The sequence below is a fragment of the Micromonospora halophytica genome, assembly GCF_900090245.1.
Classification (GTDB): Bacteria; Actinomycetota; Actinomycetes; order Mycobacteriales; family Micromonosporaceae; genus Micromonospora; species Micromonospora halophytica.
The window spans coordinates 264,483-283,180 of the sequence record NZ_FMDN01000002.1 but is presented as its reverse complement, the minus strand read 5'-3'; the positions used below and the strand labels follow the sequence as shown (position 1 = coordinate 283,180).

15 protein-coding genes are annotated in these 18,698 nt (G+C 74.4%); 6 read left to right on the top strand and 9 right to left on the bottom strand.

Features of this window, described 5'->3' with window-relative positions; genetic code table 11:
- Positions 1–25: 25 nt before the first annotated feature.
- The 4 genes from GA0070560_RS03950 to GA0070560_RS03935 form a co-directional block, all read right to left on the bottom strand.
- Entirely contained in the window at positions 26–886 is an 861-nt protein-coding gene (locus GA0070560_RS03950) for a sugar phosphate nucleotidyltransferase (protein ID WP_091291428.1), read from the bottom strand.
- Entirely contained in the window at positions 883–1,422 is a 540-nt protein-coding gene (locus GA0070560_RS03945; RefSeq protein ID WP_091291427.1) for an NUDIX hydrolase, read from the bottom strand. Before GA0070560_RS03945 ends, GA0070560_RS03950 begins: the two co-directional genes overlap by 4 nt.
- 668 nt (positions 1,423–2,090) lie before the next feature.
- Complete coding sequence (locus GA0070560_RS03940; RefSeq protein ID WP_091291425.1) at positions 2,091–3,881, bottom strand: RelA/SpoT family protein; 1,791 nt, start codon at positions 3,879–3,881, stop codon at positions 2,091–2,093.
- Between the two features lie 128 nt (positions 3,882–4,009).
- Positions 4,010–5,767: a DEDD exonuclease domain-containing protein gene (locus GA0070560_RS03935; RefSeq protein WP_091291423.1), complete on the bottom strand. Its 1,758-nt coding sequence runs from the start codon at positions 5,765–5,767 to the stop codon at positions 4,010–4,012.
- A gap of 127 nt (positions 5,768–5,894) precedes the next feature.
- Between GA0070560_RS03935 and GA0070560_RS03930 the strand changes: the two genes are divergently transcribed.
- The 4 genes from GA0070560_RS03930 to GA0070560_RS03915 all read left to right on the top strand — a co-directional run bounded on the left by GA0070560_RS03930 (position 5,895) and on the right by GA0070560_RS03915 (position 10,159).
- Positions 5,895–7,298, top strand: coding sequence for an NYN domain-containing protein (locus tag GA0070560_RS03930; protein ID WP_091291420.1), 1,404 nt, complete (start codon positions 5,895–5,897; stop codon positions 7,296–7,298).
- 123 nt (positions 7,299–7,421) lie between these two features.
- Entirely contained in the window at positions 7,422–7,631 is a 210-nt protein-coding gene (locus GA0070560_RS03925) for a hypothetical protein (protein ID WP_091291417.1), read from the top strand.
- 147 nt (positions 7,632–7,778) lie between these two features.
- On the top strand, positions 7,779–9,038 hold the full coding sequence (locus GA0070560_RS03920) for a M48 family metallopeptidase (protein WP_091291415.1): 1,260 nt from the start codon (positions 7,779–7,781) through the stop codon (positions 9,036–9,038).
- On the top strand, positions 9,035–10,159 hold the full coding sequence (locus GA0070560_RS03915) for a glycosyltransferase family 4 protein (protein WP_091291413.1): 1,125 nt from the start codon (positions 9,035–9,037) through the stop codon (positions 10,157–10,159). Before GA0070560_RS03920 ends, GA0070560_RS03915 begins: the two co-directional genes overlap by 4 nt.
- Before the next feature lie 89 nt (positions 10,160–10,248).
- On the opposite strand, the gene GA0070560_RS03910 is transcribed toward GA0070560_RS03915, so the two are convergent.
- The 5 genes from GA0070560_RS03910 to GA0070560_RS03890 form a co-directional block, all read right to left on the bottom strand.
- On the bottom strand, positions 10,249–11,961 hold the full coding sequence (locus tag GA0070560_RS03910) for a putative bifunctional diguanylate cyclase/phosphodiesterase (protein ID WP_091291933.1): 1,713 nt from the start codon (positions 11,959–11,961) through the stop codon (positions 10,249–10,251).
- A gap of 88 nt (positions 11,962–12,049) precedes the next feature.
- Positions 12,050–12,862: an SAM-dependent methyltransferase gene (locus tag GA0070560_RS03905; RefSeq protein ID WP_091291411.1), complete on the bottom strand. Its 813-nt coding sequence runs from the start codon at positions 12,860–12,862 to the stop codon at positions 12,050–12,052.
- Between the two features lie 214 nt (positions 12,863–13,076).
- Complete coding sequence (locus GA0070560_RS03900) at positions 13,077–13,745, bottom strand: response regulator transcription factor (RefSeq protein WP_007072219.1); 669 nt, start codon at positions 13,743–13,745, stop codon at positions 13,077–13,079.
- A gap of 7 nt (positions 13,746–13,752) precedes the next feature.
- Positions 13,753–15,444 (bottom strand): sensor histidine kinase, encoded by a 1,692-nt coding sequence (locus GA0070560_RS03895; protein WP_091291409.1) that lies wholly within the window; start codon positions 15,442–15,444, stop codon positions 13,753–13,755.
- A 14-nt stretch (positions 15,445–15,458) separates the two neighbouring features.
- The gene (locus tag GA0070560_RS03890; RefSeq protein ID WP_091291931.1) at positions 15,459–17,267 is read right to left on the bottom strand and encodes an AMP-dependent synthetase/ligase; all 1,809 of its coding nucleotides are present in this window, start codon (positions 17,265–17,267) and stop codon (positions 15,459–15,461) included.
- 223 nt (positions 17,268–17,490) lie between these two features.
- On the opposite strand from GA0070560_RS03890, the gene GA0070560_RS03885 reads away from it, so the two are divergent.
- Positions 17,491–17,946, top strand: coding sequence for an SRPBCC family protein (locus GA0070560_RS03885; RefSeq protein ID WP_091291407.1), 456 nt, complete (start codon positions 17,491–17,493; stop codon positions 17,944–17,946).
- 34 nt (positions 17,947–17,980) lie between these two features.
- Positions 17,981–18,655, top strand: a complete 675-nt coding sequence (locus tag GA0070560_RS03880; RefSeq protein ID WP_091291405.1) for a hypothetical protein — start codon at positions 17,981–17,983, stop codon at positions 18,653–18,655.
- The last annotated feature ends 43 nt before the right edge of the window (positions 18,656–18,698 follow it).

Sequence of the window (18,698 nt, the reverse complement as noted above, 5' to 3'; positions counted from 1 at the left end):
ATTCTCCGTTCGTCGACGTCGTGGCTCATGCTAGATGTTCGCCGGCCGGCACGGTCAGGTCCTCGCCGGCCCGGATCACGTCGCGCAGCCGCTCGCCCGGGCCGACGGTCGCGCCGGGCCAGACCACCACCCGCTCCACGTCGCCGTGCACCACCGCCCCCGCTCCGACCACCGCCCGGCGGACCCGGCCGGTCACCGTGGCCCCGGGATCGACCAGGGCGCCGTCGCCGGCGGCGTGCAGGTTGGCGGCCAGGTAGTCGCGCGGGGTGCCGGTGTCGTAGAAGGTGCCCGGGTAGGCCACCACCTCCAGCGCGCCCGCCGCCTCCGCCGGCCGCCACACGGCCCGGACCAGGTCGCCGAAGGTGGGCGGCAGGTCCCGGACCAGCCGCCAGGGCAGGAGCGAGAACCCGGTGAAGACGTGCCCGGCGAAGGTGCCGGGAGCCGTCGGGTTCGCGGCGGGCTGGCCGAGCAGCCGTACGCCGTGTCCGTCCCAGCCGTCCAGCAGCGCGGCGACGTCCGGGCCCGGGTCGGCGTGCGGGTCGGCGAGGTACGCGTCGGCGTTGCCGACCAGCACCCCGCGCCCGCCGATCCAGTCGCGCAGGTTGCCCAGCCCACCCGCGGTGCCGAGCGGGTCGCCCGGCTCCACCGAGAGATGGGCCCGGTCACCGATGTGCGCGACCACCTGATCGGCCAGGTAGCAGGCGTTCACGGCGACCCGCCCGGGGCCGGCCAGGCCCAGCCCGGCGAGCCGGGCCAGCGCCCGGTCGAGCAGCGGCACGTTGCCGACCGGACAGAGCGCCTTGGGCATCCGCGCGGTCAGCGGGCGGAGCCGGGTCCCCTCGCCGGCGGCCAGCACCACCGCGCAGATCCCGGGATGCCCGGTCACGTCGGTGTTCCCCCGGCGGGCGGGGTCTTCCCGGCCGACGGGCCGATGCCGTAGTGACCGAGGAGGAAAGCGGTGGCCCGGCTGAGCCGGGGCAGGTCGTCCAGCGAGTGCCAGGCGGCCTCGAAGACCTCCGCCCCGTCGACCTTCAGGGCGGTGGTCGACGCCGGTACCTCCGTCTCGAAGACCATGTCGACCCAGCCCTTGGCGTGCACCAGCGCGTTCGGTACGGCCGGACGCAGCCGGTCGGGAGCCAGCCGGATGCCCGACTCCTCGTACAGCTCGCGGGCGGCGCCCACGACGGGTGCCTCGGCACGCTGGAGCAGGCCGGCCGGGAGCGTCCAGCTGTAGCCGGGTGGCTGGCGCAGCAGCAGGATGCGGCCCGCACCCTCGGCTTCGCTGTCCCGGACGAGGGTGACCGCGCCGACGACGTACTTCGGCACGGCGAGTCGGACCAGCCGCCGTCGCATCGTCACCGGCAGGCGGTAGAAGACCTTGTAGGCGACGGCCCGTCCGGTGGCGCGCGAGCGGGGGATCATGAGTCCAGGCTAGGCGCTCCGCCCCGGCCCGTCATGTCGGGCCCCACACCACCCCGCACCCGCCCCGCACGCCGTCACCCGCCCCGCTCGGTCCGGTCACCCGCTCCGTCCCGTTGATCAAGAAGTTTGCGCCAGGATTCCGACGGCGGGTGACGCAAACCTCTTGATCACCGAAGGCGGGGCCAGCCCCGGGGTGGACGAGGTTCGGGGCCGGCAGGGAGTGGTGTGGATGGAGACGCTACAGACTTGATCGCATGAATGGATCGGGGTGGGGCCGGGGGCCGCGCCGGGCCGGGTGGTCGTGGGTGCGGGCGTGCTGGTTGTTCGGGCGTGCCGGTCGGGCACGGTGGTGGTGCGCGTTCGGGTGCGCTGGGGTGGCGGGGTTCGGGTCCGCCCGGGCCGTGGTGGGGCCGTCGGATGTGCCGGCGGATCGGGGGCGGGGGCGAGGCGGCCGGTCGCTGCGATCCATTGATGCGATCAAGTCTGTAGCGGCCTGCCAGGTGCGGCGGGTGTAGTGGGTCATCAGGATCCCGGCGGCGAGCTTGGCGCGGCCTGCTGTCGCGGCCAGCGGTGCAGCCTGGGATACGTCGTGCCCGGGCCGGCCCGGCGCTCCAACCTGGACCGGGGACGGTGCGGCGGACTGCCGGAGGTGGCTTACCGGCGGTGGTTCACTGGCGGTGGTCCACCAGATCGATGAGCTGCCGGACCACCTCGTCCGGCTCGACCGCCCGGTCGAAGACCGCGACCAGCAGGGTCTCCAGGTCGGGGTAGCCCAGTTCCTCGGACAGCCGCAGCAGCGGCAGGTCGCTGGCGAGTCCCCGGTCGTGCTTGCGTAGCGCCAACCCGATGGTGGCCCGGCCCAGGCGTACCTTGTCGGCGATCGAGATGCCCGGCTCGGTGTGCTCGGCGAACCAGCGGTTGATCTGCATCTGGGCCTGGGGGGACTTGACGAAGCCGAGCCACTCCCGGCGCGGCCCGCGCGGGGCGACCGTCGCCTCGAATCCGCTCTCGGCGTCGTTCTCGGTGAAGATCTCCACCACGTCGCCATCCTCCAGTTCGGAGGAGAGCGGGGCCAGCCGCCCGTTGATCCGGGCGGCGAGGCAGTGGTCGCCACGCTCGGTGCCCAGCTCGTACGCCAGGTCGACCGGGGTGGCCCCGGCCGGGAGGACGACCTGCCGGCCGTCGGCGACCACCTGGATCTGCGCCTCGGCCAGGTCACAGCGCAACGATTCGAGGAACTGGGCCGGGTCGGCCGCCTCCTGCTCCCAGTCGAGCACCCGGCGCAGCCAGGCCAACTGGTCGACCCGGACGGCGTCCGGGCCGGCGGAGCGGGGGAAACGGAAGTCCGCGGCGATGCCGTACTCGGCCCAGCGGTGCATCTCCCGGGTGCGGATCAGCACCTCGACGGTGCGGTCCTGCGGGCCACGGACGCTGGTGTGCAGGGACCGGTAGAGGTTGTTCTTCGGGGAGGCGATGAAGTCCTTGAACCGGCCGGGGATCGGCCGCCAGCGGCCGTGCACCGCGCCGAGCGCGGCGTAGCAGTCGGTGGCCGGAGCGTCCACCACGATCACGATGCGGGGCAGGTCGAACGGGGCGGTGTGGCCGCCGGCCACGGTGTCCTTCCAGATCGAGTAGAGGTGCCGGGGGCGAGGGCTCACCTCGGCGTCCACCCGACTGCGGCGCAGCGCCACCTTCGCCTGGGCGACCACGTCGTCGAGGTACGTGTTCCAACCGGGCCGGTCGTGCACGTGCCGGGCGATGCGGGCGTGCTCGTCGGGCTCCAGGTGCAGCAGCACCACGTCGTCCAGTTCGCGTTTGAGGGCCTGGATGCCCAGCCGGTCGCAGAGCGGGACGAGCACCTCCTGGGTCTTGCGGGCGATCCGCTCCCGGGAGGCGGCGGAGCGGACCCCGAGGGTGCGCATGTTGTGCAGCCGGTCGGCCAGCTTGATGATCAGCACCCGGACGTCCTTGCCGGCCGCGATGATCATCTTGCGGATCGTCTCCGCCTCGGCGGCCTTGCCGTAGAACGCCTTGTCGAACTTGGTCACCCCGTCGACCAGGTGGGCCACCTCGCGGCCGAAGTCCTCGGCGAGGGCCTGCAACGTGTAACGGGTGTCCTCGACCGTGTCGTGCAGCAGCGCCGCGACCAGCGTGGTGGTGTCCATGCCGAGGTCGGCGCAGATCTCCGCGACCGCCAGCGGATGGGTGATGTACGGCTCGCCGCTCTTGCGGAACTGGCCGCGGTGCATGTTCTCCGCGATCGTGTACGCCCGGCGCAGCACCGACGGGTCGGCGTTCGGATGGATGCCACGGTGGCTGCGGACCAGCGGGCTGACCGGGTCGGTGTCGTTGGTCGGCCAGCTGAGCAGTGACCGCAGCCGGCGGGCCAGCGGCAGCTCCCCGGGCTGTGTCGGGAGCGCGCCCCCCAGGGCGGCGCCGTGTCCGGCGTCGACGTCCACGAGGGACACCTCCTCACCCCGGCTCCGCGGTCACCGTCGCCGGCAACCGGAAGCAGGCCCACGAAACGGGCAGGACTGCACTCCCTTAACAGCCTAAGTGAGGCGAGGTCATCCGATCGGTTACTTGCTCATGAGCGTTCGGTCGAGAGTTGGTGCGACCTACCGTTCTCGGCCTTCGCCAGGAGGTCGCGGAAGCGGGCCGCGCCGGAGACCGGTGAGGACCACTCGGCGGACATCTCCACCAGCCGGGTCTCCGGTCGTTCCAACCAGGACAGGATGCGTTCGGTCTCCTCGGCGGAGGCCCGGGGCACCGGCCCGTGCCCCGGCGGCACAGTCTCGGCGGTGGCCCGGATCGCGGCGATGGTCGGTCGAGGGTGGACGCCGGGCGGGGAGACCCCGGCCCCGGCCAGCCGGCCGTGCCGGACCAGCGCCAGCTCCCAACCGCCCCCGGCCGCGGGCCGTGCGGCGGCCAGCTCGGCGATCCGGGTCAGCGCGGCCAGCCGCTGCATCCGTACGGTCGCCCGGAGCACCGCCGCCAGCCGGGAACGCACCACGGCGGCCTCCTCGTAGCGCTGGGCGGCCGAGAGCGCCTCGATCCGGGCGAGCAGGGCGTCGACCACCACCTGTGGGTCGCTCGTGGTCGCGGTGCGGAACGGGGCGGCGGCGTGGTGGTCGTACTCCTCGGGGGTGATTCGGTGCTCGCAGGGTGCCGGGCAGCGACCAAGCTCGGCCAGCGCGCAGGCCGGCGTGACCGTGCGCAGCGAGAGCCGGTGGGTGCACTGGCGCAGCGGCACCGCGTCGTGGAACCCGGCGGCGGCCAGCTCGGCGGCCTGCTTGGAGCGGAACGGCCCGAGGTAGGCGGTGTCGGTCACCGAGAGGGCGCGCACCACGGACAGCCGCGGGTACGCCTCGTCGGTCAGCTTGAGCCAGACCATCCGCTCCGGGAACTTGGAGCGGCGGTTGTACGGCGGGGCGTGCGCGGCGATCAGCCGCAGCTCGCGGATCTCCGCCTCGAGCGGGTGGGCGCACTCGACCGCCTCCACCCGTTCGGCGGCGGCGAGCATCTCCGACATCCGGGCCCGCTTCTCGGCGGCGGTGAAGTAGCTGCGCACCCGGGTGGCGATGTCGCCGGAGGTGCCGACGTAGAGCGGCCGGTCGTCGTCGGCCCGGAAGATGTAGACCCCGGGCACCTTGGGCAGCCCCTCGGCGAGGTGCCGCTTGCGCCGCTGGGTCGGGGTGACCGCCCGGGCGAAATCGATCGCCTCGCCGACCGTGTCGACCCGGTGCCCGCCGAGCCGGGCGATCAGCCCGTGCAGCACGTCCACGGTGGCCTTGGCGTCGTCCAGCGCCCGGTGGGTGGGCCGGGTGGCGGTGCGGAAGTACGCCGCCAGCGTGCCGAGCTTGCGGTTGGGCACCTCATCGCGGGTGAGCACCCGCCGGGCCAGCGCCGCGGTGTCGAGCACCCGGGGATTCGGCCAGCGGTAGCCGTGCTTCGCGCAGGCGGCCTTGAGGAAGCCCACGTCGTAGGGGGCGTTGTGGGCGACCAGCACCGCGTCGGAGACGAACTCCAGGAGACTCGGCAGCACCTGCTCGATCGGCGGGGCGGGCACCAGCATGGCCTGGGTGATGCCGGTCAGGACGGTGATGAACGGCGGGATCGGCACCCCCGGGTTGACCAGGGTGGCGAGCACGCCCAGCTCCTCGCCGCCGCGCACCTTGACCGCGCCGATCTCGGTGATCCCGCCACCGTCCGGTGCCCCGCCGGTGGTCTCCAGGTCGACCACCACGAAGGTGGTCGCGTAGAGCGGCAGGGCCGGGTCGACCCCGCCGCCCGTCGTCGGATCCAGACCGGCCAGCGTCTGCTGGACGTACTCCCCAGGTGCCACGGGCGGCACGGTAACCGGCCGGTCCGACACTCCCGGCACACCGGCCCCGGCAGTTACCACGAGGCTAGGATGAGAGATCGGCTCACTCATCCGGCGGTGGGCCCGGTCGCGGTGGGAGACTTGCCACATGCCCCTCACCGAGCCGTACGACGACCACCCCCCCGAGGAGGGGTCGTCCGCCGCCGCGCCCGAGGCCGGCGTCGACCCGGGTGCGGGGGCGCCCGAGCCGGAGCCGGTCCTGCCGGAGCCGGTCCGCCAGCGCATCGTGGCGTTGACCGCCGCCGTGCTGCCCGGCCTGCCCGCCGACGAGGTGCCGGTGCCGCTGCGCCGGGTGGCCAAGTTCGCCCCGAACCGCCGGGCCCGCCTCGGCGCCCCGGTGATCGCCGCCCAGCTCACCGCCGATCCGCTGTTCCGGCAGCGGGTCACCGCCCGGGTGCTCGCCGACGCCGGGGACCTGGGCGCGGCCGTGGTGGAGGGGACCGCCCCGGCCGCCGCCGACCCGGTCGAGGTGGCCGCGCTGGCGTACCTGGCCCGGCCGCAGGGCTGGCGGGAGCTGATCGACGCCAGCGGCGCGGCGGTGCGCGCCGAGGCGGACAGCGCCGTCGTCGCCGAGCTGGTCCGCGAGGCCGAGCAGCGGGCCACCCGCGCCGAGCACGACCGGGCGGTGGCCCGGGTCGAGGCGGAGAAGCTCCGCGACGAGCTGGCCCGGGTCCGCGAGGAGCTGGGCCAGCTGCGGGAGGAGGCCCGGCAGCTCAACCGGACGCTGCGGGAGACCCAGGCGCGCGAGCGCAAGGCCAACGACCTGCTCACCACCGAGCGGGGGCGGGCCGCCCGGGCGGCCGCCGACGCCGACGCCGAGCTGCGCCGGGCCCGGGCCCGCCTCGCCGAGGCAGAGGCAGCGGCCGGAGTGGCCCGGGCCAGCGCCAAGGAGGCCCGCTCGGTCGACGACGCCCGGCTCTGGCTGCTGCTGGAGACCATCGGGCAGGCGGCCGTCGGGCTCCGCCGCGAGCTGGCCCTGGACCCGGTCGACAAGCTGCCCGCCGACTTCGTCGCCGACGCCTTCGCCGAGAACCCGGCGGCGCCCGCCGGCGGCCCGGCGGCCCGGGCCCGCGACACCGACGACCCGGCCCGGCTGGATCAGCTTCTCGCCCTGCCCCGGGCCCATCTGGTGGTGGACGGCTACAACGTCACCAAGCGCGGCTTCGGTGAGATGTCGCTGGAGCAGCAGCGCAAACGGCTGATCACCGGGCTCGGTGGGATCGCCGCGCAGACCGGCGACGAGGTCACCGTCGTCTTCGACGGGGCCGAGCGGATGCACGGGCTGCCGCCCACCCCGCGTGGGGTCCGGGTGCTCTTCTCCCGTAAGGGGGAGACGGCCGACGAGCTGATCCGTCGGCTGGTCCGGGCCGAGCCGGCCGGGCGGCCGGTGGTGGTGGTCTCCTCCGACCGGGAGGTCGCCGACGGGGTGCGCCGGCACGGGGCGTACCCGCTCGGCGCGGACTCGCTGCTGCGCCGGCTGTCCCGCTCCTAACTGTTGATCACCGGTTGTCCGTTTCTGTCGTACCCGGTGACTAGTGTCCGACCTGACCGACGGTGGTCGGGCGGTGACGACGGCGTCCCGCCCGTCCGCCGCCGCACTGCGTCAGGAGGCACGATGCTCATCGACTGCGACAGGTGCGGCATCCGGGGCGCCGGTTGCTCCGGCTGCCTGGTGACCGCCCTGCTCGACACCGACTCGCCGGCCGCCGGGCTGGGCTCCGCCGAGCACCGGGCGATCGAGGTGCTCGCCCGGGCCGGGTTCGAGGTGCAGGTGCTGGCCCACGAGACCGGCCGCGCCCGCCCCGCCCGCCGCCGGGTGGCCTGACCGCCGCGTGCCGTCCGCGTCGCGGCGCGTGGGCACCCCGCCGGGCCTGCGGCCGGCGGGCAATAGGATGGTCGCTCACGGCGGGAGGAGCGGCGGCATGACGCGGGTACGGCGCGGTGGCGGCAGGCCGGTGCCCGGGGTGCCGGCGTGACCCCCCGGGGATGGGCGGTGCTGACCCTGGCCGCCCTGGTGACAGCCCTGCTGGTGGCCGGCGCCCTGCTGGTGCCGTGGCACCGCCCGCCGGCGCCGCGCGCCGACCAGCTCGCCGCGCTGCGCGAATTCCCCGTCGACCAGGTGGCCCGGGGGCGTGAGTTCCGCGCCGCGCTGCGCCCCGGGGCGTACGGCGCGCTCCTGCTCGGGCTGCTGGTGGCGCTGCTGCTCGGGCTCACCCCGCTCGGCGCACGCCTGGTCGAGCTGGCCGGCCGGCCCTTCGGCGACCACTGGATCGCCCGCGCGGTGCTCGGCGGTCTCGCCGTCGTGCTCGTCGCCGACCTGCTCACCCTGCCCTTCGCCGCCTGGCGGCAGGCCGTGCTCACCCGCTACGGCCTGAGCACCCACGGCTGGAGCGGCTGGACCGTCGACCTGCTCAAGTCGTACGCGGTCAGCGCGGTGATCGGCGCGGTCGCGCTGCTCGGCTTCTACACCGTCACCCGGCTCGCCCCGCGCTGGTGGTGGGCGTTCGGCGCCGCCGGGGCGGCCGGGCTGGTGGTGCTGCTGTCGTTCGTGCTGCCGGTGCTGGTGGAGCCGGTCTTCAACCGGTTCACTCCGATGGAGCAGGGCCCGCTGCGGACCGAGCTGATGGCCATGGCGGCCCGCGACGGCGTACCGGTGCGGGACGTCCTCGTCGCCGACGCCTCCCGCCGGACGAAGGCCGTCAACGCGTACGTCTCCGGGCTGGGGCCGACCCGGCGGGTGGTCGTCTACGACACCCTGCTGCGTGAGGCCACCCCGGCCGAGGTGACCAGTGTCGTCGCGCACGAACTCGGGCACGCCCGGGACCGGGACGTCGCCGTCGGCACCCTCACCGGGGCGCTCGGCGCCGCCGCCGTGGTGGTCGCGCTCTACCTGCTCGGCTCGTGGGGGCCGCTGACCCGGCTGGCCGGAGTCGACTCGGTCGCCGAGCCACGCGCCTTCGGACTGCTGATCGCCCTGGTGACGGTCGCCGGGCTGGTCGCCGCGCCGGTGCAGGCGGCGGTCTCCCGCCGCGTCGAGGCACGCGCCGACGCGCACGCCCTGGCGCTGACCGGGGACCCGGCCACCTTCGAGGCGATGCAGCGCCGGCTGGCCGGGGTCAACCTGGCCGACCCCGACCCGCCGCGCTGGGAGTACCTCTGGTCGGCGTCGCACCCGTCCACCGTGGAGCGGATGGCCGCCGCCCGCGCCTACGCCAGGGAGGCCGGCAGATGAGCCGGACGTTGCTGATCACGAACGACTTCCCGCCCCGACCGGGCGGCATCCAGTCCTTCGTGCACAACCTCGCCGTACGCCAGCCCGCCGGCTCGGTGGTGGTCTACGCCTCCAGTTGGCGGGGTGCGGCGAGGTTCGACGCCGAACAGCCGTTCGAGGTGGTCCGGGAGCGGACCCGGGTGCTGCTGCCCACCCCGCTGATCGCCCGCCGGGCGGCCCGGCTGGCCCGCGAGCACGGCTGCGACACGGTCTGGTTCGGCGCCGCTGCGCCGCTGGGCCTGCTCGCCGCCGGGCTGCGCCGCCGGGCCGGCGTCCGCCGGGTCGTCGCGCAGACCCACGGTCACGAGGTCGGCTGGGCCGCGCTGCCCGCCGCCCGGGCCGCGCTGCGCCGGATCGGCCGGGGCGCCGACGTGGTCACCTACCTCGGTGACTACACCCGGGTACGGCTGGAGCGCGCCCTGCACGGGGTGACCGAGCTGCAGCGGCTGGCCCCCGGCGTGGACGTGGACACCTACCACCCGTCGGTGGACGGTGAGCCGGTGCGGGTCCGGCTGGGGCTCGCCGACCGGCCCGTGGTGGTCTGCGTCTCCCGGCTGGTGCCGCGCAAGGGGCAGGACATGCTGATCCGCGCCATGCCGGAGATCCGCCGCCGGGTGCCTGACGCGGCGCTGCTGGTCGTGGGCGGCGGGCCGTACCGGGCGACACTGGAGAAGCTGGCCCGGCAGACCGGGGTGGAGCGGGACGTGGTGTTCACCGGCTCGGTGCCCTCGGTGGAGCTGCCCGCGCACTACGCCGCCGGTGACGTCTACGCGATGCCCTGCCGGACCCGTAACCGCGGCCTGGACGTGGAGGGTCTGGGCATCGTCTACCTGGAGGCGTCCGCGACCGGGCTGCCGGTGGTGGCCGGCGACTCGGGCGGCGCGCCCGACGCCGTGCGGCAGGGGGAGACCGGGTACGTGGTGGGCGGTCGGGACGTCGGGAAGCTCGCCGACCGGGTGGCCACCCTGCTCGCCGACCGGGACCTGGCCCGCCAGTTCGGCGCGGCCGGCCGGGCGTGGGTGGAGAAGGAGTGGCGCTGGGAGACCCAGGCCGAGCGGATGGCGTCGCTGCTGGCCGGCTGACGCGCCGTCGCCGGTCAGGAGCCGGCCGGCATCCGTTCGACCGGCGGGGATGCGGGACGGCGGCAGGCCCGGCCCCGCGTCGCGGTGTGTCACACGCCGGCTGGGCCGTCCGCGCCGACGGCGGCGGTGGAGAGCGCGGGGGCACGGCCGAGCAGGCGGTCCGCCGGCCCTGGCCGCCCGAAGTACCAGCCCTGGCCGGCGTCGCAGCCGATCGCGCGCAGCCGGTCGGCCTGCCCGGCCGTCTCCACACCCTCCGCGGTGACCGTCAGGTCCAGCGCGTGCGCCAACGAGACGAGCGAGGCGAGGATCCGCTCGTCGGTACGGCTGGCCGGGTCGACCGTCGGGGCGCGCAGCCCGGTCACGAACTCCCCGGCCACCTTCAGTTCGGTCACCGGCAGGTCCCGCAGGTACGCCAGGTTGGAGTAGCCGGTGCCGAAGTCGTCGATGGCGATCCGCACGCCCAGGTCGGCCAGGACCCGCAGCGCCTGGACCGGCTCCTCGGCGGTGCTCATCATGGTGCTCTCGGTGATCTCCAACTGGAGCCGTTCCGGCGGCAGCCCGGTACGCCCCAGCAACGCCCGTACCTCCTGCACCAGGCCGGGCCGGTGCACCTGCCGGACGGCCAGGTTGACGCTCACGAACGGTGCCGGGGTGGGCCCGCCGGACCAGCTCTCCGCCTCCCGGCACGCCTCGGCGAGCACCCACCCGCCGAGCCGGACGATCAGGCCGGTCTCCTCGGCCAGCGAGATGAACCGGCCGGGGCCGAGGATCCCCAGCTCGGGGTGGCGCCAGCGGACCAACGCCTCCACACCGAGGACCGTGCCGTCGCGCAGCGAGGTCAGCGGCTGGTAGTCGAGGAAGAACTCGCCCCGGTCGATGGCGGCGGGGATGGCCGCGGAGAGGGCGTACCGGGCCAACTCGGTGCGGTGCCGCTCCGGGTCGAACAGGGACCAGCGCGCGCCCCCGGCCGCCTTGGCCCAGTGCAGGGTGCTGTCGGCCGCCCGCATCAGCTCGCCGGGGGTGGTGCCGGTCACCGGACGTTCGACGATGCCGATGCTGGCGGTCACGGTCAGCTCGTGCCCGTCCACCCGCACCGGCTCACCCACCGCCGCGAGCGCCGCCTCGGCCACCTGCACGACGTCGTCGACCCGGGTGGTGCGTTCGACCAGGATGACGAACTCGTCGCCGCCGAGGCGGGCGACGAGGTGCTCCGGCAGGGCCAGGCGTAGCCGCCGGGCGACCGACACCAGCAGCTCGTCGCCCACCTGGTGGCCGAGCGAGTCGTTGACCACCTTGAACCGGTCGAGGTCGAGGAAGCAGACACCGACCCGGTCGGCGCCCCGGGCCGGCTCGCCGATCGCCGCGGTGAGCCGTTCGGTGAAGAGCGTCCGGTTGGGCAGGTCGGTCAGCGGGTCGTGGGTGGCCTGGTGGCGGAAGCGGGACTCGCTGTCGCGCAGCGCCCGTTCGGCCTGGGCGCGGGCCATCATCGCGGCCCGCCGGATCGACTCCTGCTCGTCCAGCGTCCGGTCCCGCAGCGCCCGGGCGTACCCGGTGGTGACGGTGGACAGCAGCCGCGCCATCCGGTCCTCGACGTCGTCGGCGACCAGGCCGAGGTCCCGGATCAGGCGGAGCTGGATGATCTCCACGGTGCGCCCCAGCCCTTCGGCCGACGCGATGTGCGCGGCGACCAGCTCCGCGCCGACCTGGTGCCCGACGCGCGGGTCGAACGGCTCCGCGCGCAGGGCGGCGGCGAGCCGCTCGGTGAGCCGTTGCAGCAGCGCCTCCAGCTGGGCCTGCGTCATCGGCAGGTAGCTGGTCCCCGACACGGCCTTGGCCCAGGCCCGGGCGAACGTCCCGGGGCGGGACGAGTGCCGCGGGCCGGCCGCCGTCTCACCCACCGAGTCGTCCGACGCCACCGATGAAGATCGCCTGCTCGGCGTCCTCGGCGCTCTCCGGCGACTCGGGCCGCCACTGCGGCACCCAGACCACGCCCGGCTCGACCAGCTCGAACCCGTCGAAGAAGACGGTCAGCTCGGCCCGGTTGCGGATCCAGAGCGGATTGTCGGTGCGCCGGTAGACCCGTTCCGCCTCGGCCCGTTGGCCGGTGTCGCTGCGGCTCTCGTCGCTGGCCTGGGAGAGGACCAGGTGACTGCCCGGCGCCAGCGCCGTCCGTAGCGTCCGCAGGACCTCCTGCGGCCGGTCGGCGTCCGGGATGAAGTGCAGCACGGCCACGACGAGCACCGCGACCGGCTGGGAGAAGTCCAGCAGTCGGGTGACGTCGGGGTGGCGCAGGATGGCCTCCGGCCGGCGCAGGTCCTCCTGGATCACCGTGGCGTCGGGGTTGCCGTCGAGGATCTCCCGGCTGTGCGCCACGGCCACCGGGTCGACGTCGACGTAGACCACCCGGGCGTCCGGGGCGGCCCGCTGGGCGATCTCGTGCACGTTGCCGACCGTGGGAATGCCGGAGCCGATGTCGAGGAACTGCCGGATCCCCTGGTCGATCAGGTACTGCACGGCCCGGCGCATGAAGGCGCGGTTGGCCTGAGCCATCAGCGGGGCGTCCGGCACGGCCTCCATCATGGACCGGGCCGCAGCCCGGTCCGCCGCGAAGTTGTGCGAGCCGCCGAGGTAGTAGTCGTACATGCGGGCGACACTGGGGCGTTCGATGTCGATGTCGTCGGGTGCCCAGTTCGGCCGCTGCATCCCTACCCCTTCGTCGACAGATGCGAGATTCGTCGCCCGCGCGGGCCACCTGGGTATTCTGCCCGCCACTTGCTTCGGTGCAAAGACCACGACCGCTGCGCGGCAGCACCCTCACTCAGGGCGTTCGTCGCGCCGGCACAACACCCGACGCCGGACGGTCGAGGGCCCGCGACCGGCGGACGGACGCGGGCCCTCGACGAAGGGTGGGGACGCTTCAGAACTTCGGCGCGTCCGGAGCTTCCAGCAGGCCGAGCCGCAGCGCCGTCATCAGCGCCTGGGCCCGGTTGGCCGCGCCCAGCTTCTCGTAGAGCTTCGAGATGTGCGTCTTGGCGGTCGACTCGCTGACGAAGAGCTGCTTGGCGATGCCGGCCACGCTCATGCCGTCGGCGAGCAGCCGCAGCACCTGCCCCTCGCGGGGGGAGAGCTGCGGGCCGGACGGGGCCAGCCGACGCTTCATCGCCTCGGCCAGGTCGGCCGCGGTGAACGCGCTGGGGGAGGAGGCGGCGTGCCGGGCGGCGGCCACCACCTCGTCGGCCGGCGCGGTCTTCGGCACGAACGCGCTCGCCCCGGCCTCCAGGGCGCCGAAGAGTTGGTCGTCACCGGCGTACATGGTGAGCACGACGATGCCCATCGAGGCGCTGGACTTACGCAGCGCGCGGGTGGCCTCCAGGCCGCTGCCGTCGGGGAGTCGCAGATCCATGATCACGACGTCCGGTTGCAGCGCGCCCGCCTGGCGTACCCCCTCGGCGGCCGTGGCGGCCTCACCGACGACCTCGAACTGCCGGTCACGCTCGAAGGCGTGCCGGAGGCCCTTGCGGATCAGATCGTGATCGTCGACAAGGAGGACCTTGGTACGGGTTGCCGGTGTCGGGCTTGTGGTCATCCTCGGGTTACTCCCCTTCTGCTGCTGCGCTGCCACGCACGTTATCGCGCCGGGGCGACGAACCGACCACCACCGCCACGGTCGTGCCGCTGGGCTGCCGCGGCCTGATCTCCAACCGGCCCCGGATACGTTCCGCCCTCTCGGCCATGATCGCAAGACCGTAGTGTCCCTCGGCGCGCTGGTCACCGATGCCGTGACCGTCATCCGACACTTCGATCTGCGCGTACGGCGGGTCCACCTCGCAGGTGACCCACAGGTTCGCCGCGCCGGCGTGCTTGCGCGCGTTGGTGACCGCCTCCTGCGCGATACGCAGCAGTTCCGCCTCGGTGGCGGCGGGGAGCCGGGCGGTGGACTCGTCCAGCGACAGGTGCACCCGCAGGCCGCCGGAGGCGCCGACGGTCCGGGCGTACTCGGCGATCGCGGCGGCCAGGCCGCCGTGCCGGTCCACCTCGCTGCGCAGCTCGAACAGGCTCAGCCGCAGCTCGGTGATCACCCGGGTGACCTCGCCGCGCAGGGTGCGCAGCGCCTCGGCGGTCTCCTTCGGGTCCTCGTCGACGTAGGCCAAGGCGTTGTCGATGCCGTAGCCGACCATCACCAGTTCCTGGGCCACCCCGTCGTGGATCTCCCGGGCCAGCCGCTGCCGCTCCTCGTTGGTGGCCAGCGAGCGCACCTCGTCGAAGAGCAGCGCCGCCTCCAGCCGCAGCGCGGCCGGGCCGGTCAGCGCGGTCACCCGGGACACCACCGGCGGCGGGTACGCGTGCGCGGCGTCCGCCTCCAGCACCACCAGGCCGACCGTACGCACCCCGGCGACCAGCGGGACGATCAGCGCCGACACGTCACCGCCGCGGTGCGAGCGGGCCTGCGAGCGGGCCGCCGTCTGCGGCTGCTGGCTGGCCCAGGCGTCGGCGATCGCCGAGTCCGCGTCGAGCGTGGTCTCCCAGTCCACCCGGTCCACGCCGACCTGGGCGAGGACGACCAGCCGGCCACCGCCGCTGGCGGAGAGCACCGCCGCCCGGGTGCTCGGCGCCACCGTGCGCAGCTCCTCCAGCAGATGCTCGGAGATGCCGCCCGGGTCGAGGGTGGCCCCGGGCAGCTGGCGGGCCACCGTGCGCAGTTGGGTGAGCAGCCGGGTGGCCTCCGCGTACGGCTGGGGCTTGCCCTCGCCGCGGACCCGCATCACCTGGTGCAGCGCGCCGGCCGCGTAGAGGCCGAGCGCGGCCAGGATCAGCCACTGCGCGCAGACCGCCAGGTAGCCCGGCTGACCGAGCTGCCGCCCGCCGTCCACCTCGGTGAACGCGCCGGCCACGAGCAGGGTGGCGGCGGTGACCCCGAGCAGCGCCGCGCCCTCGGCGAAGCGGCGACGCAGCGCGGTCACCGTGACCGGCACCGCCAGGTACGGCAGCACCGCGGAGGCGCCGAGCCCGCCGACCGCCCCGCCGAGGGCCGACTCGACGGCGACCTGGCTGGCGGCCAGCCCCAGCACCACCGCCTCGGCCACCCGGCTCACCGGGCTGAGCAACCGGTGTTCGGGGCCGAGCAGGGCAGGCAGGCCGGCGACCGCGAGCAGGACGATCCACCACAGCTGGGTGGCGTCGCGGGTGGCGATCAGGGTCAGGACGGCGACCAGCGCCAGCATCACCACGCGCGCGACGGCGGCGAGCGGGCGGGTCTGGGGCCGGACCGGTGTGGAGGCGGGCACGTGACGGATCGTAGTCAGCTTCGGTAGATGTCGGCGATCTCAGACTCGTACGTCTTGTGCACCACCTGGCGCTTGACCTTGAGCGACGGGGTGAGTTCGCCGGTCGCCTCGGTGAAGTCGTGGGGCAGGATCCGGAACACCTTGATCGCCTCGGCCTTGGAGACCGACTGGTTGGCCTGGTCGATCGCGCCCTGGATGTCCGCGCGCAGTGCCTCGTCGTCGCAGAGGGTGGCCACCGGGGTGTCCTCGGGTCGCCCGTGCGCGGCCAGCCACTTCGGCAGCGCCTCCTCGTCGACGGTGACCAGCGCGGCGATGAACGGCTGCCGGTCGCCGACCACCAGGCACTGGCTGATCAGCGGGTGCGCCCGGACCTGGTCCTCCAGCACGGCCGGGGCGACGTTCTTGCCGCCGGCCGTCACGATGATCTCCTTCTTCCGGCCGGTGATGCTCAGGAAGCCCTCGCTGTCGAGCCGCCCCAGGTCGCCGGTGCGGAACCAGCCGTCGGTGGTGAGCGCCTCGGCGCTGGCCGCCTCGTTCTGCCAGTAGCCCTGGAAGATCAGGTCACCGGCGATCAGGATCTCGCCGTCGTCGTCGATCCGGATGGTCACGCCGGGCAGCGGACGGCCGACGGTGCCGATCCGGGTGGCGCCGGGCAGGTTGGCGGCGGCCGCGGGGGAGGTCTCGGTCAGGCCGTACCCCTCGCAGATGGTGACCCCGATGCCGCGGAAGAAGTGCCCGAGGCGGGCGCCGAGCGGCGCGCCCCCGGAGATCGCGTCGCGGCACCGCCCGCCGAGCGCGGCGCGCAGCTTGCGGTAGACCAGCTTGTCGAAGATCGCGTGCTGGGCCCGCAGAGCCAGGCCCGGCCCGTCGGCGGTCTCCAGCGCCTCGCTGTACGCGATGGCGACCCGCTCCGCCTTGTCGAAGATCCTGCCCTTGCCCTCCGCCTCGGCCTTCTGCCGGGCGCCGTTGTAGACCTTCTCGAAGACCCGGGGCACGGAGAGCACGAAGGTCGGCCGGAACTCCTGGAGCTCGGCGACCAGGTTCTTGGTGTCCGCGCAGTGCGCCATGGTGGCCCGGGCCTGCACCACGCCGATCTGGATGAGTCGGGCGAAGGCGTGCGCGAGGGGCAGGAAGAGCAGCGTCGACGCGCCGGGCCGGAAGAGGTTCGACAGCACCGGCACCGCGTTGGCGATGTCGGCGTACATGTTGCGGTGGGTCAGCACGCAGCCCTTGGGGCGGCCGGTGGTGCCACTGGTGTAGATGATCGTGGCGATGTCGCCGGCGTGGACCGCCTTGCGCCGCCGCTCGATCTCGACCGGGTCCACCGAGGCGCCCAGCGTGACGATCTCGTCCACCCCGCCCAGCTCGATCTGCCACAGGTGGCGCAGCCCGGGCAGCCGGTCGCGGACCCCGGCGACCAGGGTGGCGTGCGCGTTCGACTCGACCACGACCGCGACCGCCCCGGAGTCGGCGAGGATCCAGGCGGCCTGCTCGGCGCTGGAGGTCTCGTAGATCGGCACGGTGATCGCGCCGGCCGCCCAGATGGCGTAGTCCAGCAGGGTCCACTCGTACCGGGTGCGGCTCATCAGCGCCACCCGGTCGCCGGGGCTGACCCCGGCCGCGGCCAGGCCCCGGGCCACCGCGACGACCTCGTCGCGGAACTCGCGGCAGGTCACGTCCGCCCAGCGGACGCCGGCGCCGGCCGGAGCGGGGCGGACGAACTGCACCGCGTCCGGGGCGACCTCGGCGTTGTCCCAGACCGGGTCGGTCAGGTTGGCCGCGTCGCCGACGGTGACGATCGGCGGAACGGAGAACTCGCGCACCTGCACTCCCTCGTGCTCGCACTGGCCGGGCCGGCCGCCACGGCGGGTCGGCTCTGACGAAACCTACCTGCACACCCGGGTGGGTTGGCCAGGGAGGTTGCCTGCCCGGTAGGTGGGACGCCCGGGCGTCGGGGCGGACCTGGCCACCCGGGAGGGCCCGGCGCGCTCGGCGCGGCGGGGGTGGAGCGGCGCGCTGCGGGGTCGCTCCGGGTAGCCTCGCCCCATGGCGGACTCCTCCACCCAGTCGATCGTCATCGGTGCGCCACCGGAGCGCGTGGCGGCGGTCATCTGCGACTTCCCGAGCTACCCCGAGTGGACCGAGGCGGTGCGGCAGGCGGAGGTGATCGAGGAGTACGAGGACGGCTACGCCAGCCAGGTCCGGTTCACCATCGACGCCGGGGTGATGGCCGACGAGTACGTGCTCGCCTACGAGTACGCCGAGGACCTGTCCCGCGTCGAGTGGCACCTGGTCGCGCCGTCGAAGATGCAGAAGTCGCAGCGCGGGTCGTACGACATCGTCGGCAGCCCGGACGGCACCTCCACCGTGACGTACACCCTGGAGGTGGAGCTGTCGGTGGGCATGCTCGGGATGTTCCGCCGCAAGGCCGAGAAAATGATCATGGATACGGCGTTGAAGCAGCTCAAACGCCGGGTAGAGGCACCCGGCACGGCACAGTGACGCGCCGGCCGGCCGCACGGTGGAGGAGCCCGTCATGGGGGGTACGGAGCCGGGCTCTGCCCGGGAGGAGGCCGAGCGGCTGGTCGCCACGCTGCTCGCCACGGCGCGGCTGGCCTCGGCCGGCCACGGGGCGGGCCCGTGGGGTCCGCTCGGTGGGATGATCTCGGGTGTCCTCGGTCACAGCGCCGGCACGTCCCGGCAGGCGGGAGAGGGTGCCGGGGCCGGGGGATTCGCCACCGGAACACCGGAGTGCTGCATCTGTCCGGTCTGCCGCGGTATCGCGGCGTTGCGTGACCCGAGTCCGGAATTCGCCGAGCGACTCGCCACCGGTGTGGGCGATCTGGCCGCCGGGATCGCCAGCCTGATGCGGGCGTTCGCTTCGGCCGGTGGCGGGGAAGCATCCCACCGGGCGTCCGGCGGCGCCACCGGAGCGACCGGGGACGCCGCCCCGACCGATCCCGACGCCGACCACGTGTGGCGCGAGGCCACCCGTACCGGGCATGATTCTCCGTCGGCGCCGGAGCGGGACGTCTGGTCCGCCGCCACCCGGGCGGAGGACGCGGTCGTGCCGGCCGCCGCCGCCCCGCCCGTCGACGACGCCGGGCCGGTCGCGCCGGCCCAGATCCGGCCGACGGCCGACCGTCCGGTGGTGCCCGCCTCGCGTGCGCCGGCCGGCGCAGGCGGGGACGCACCAGGCGACGGGGCCTGATCACCGGACATCCGACATCGCACGGCCGGTTCGGCCGATGTCG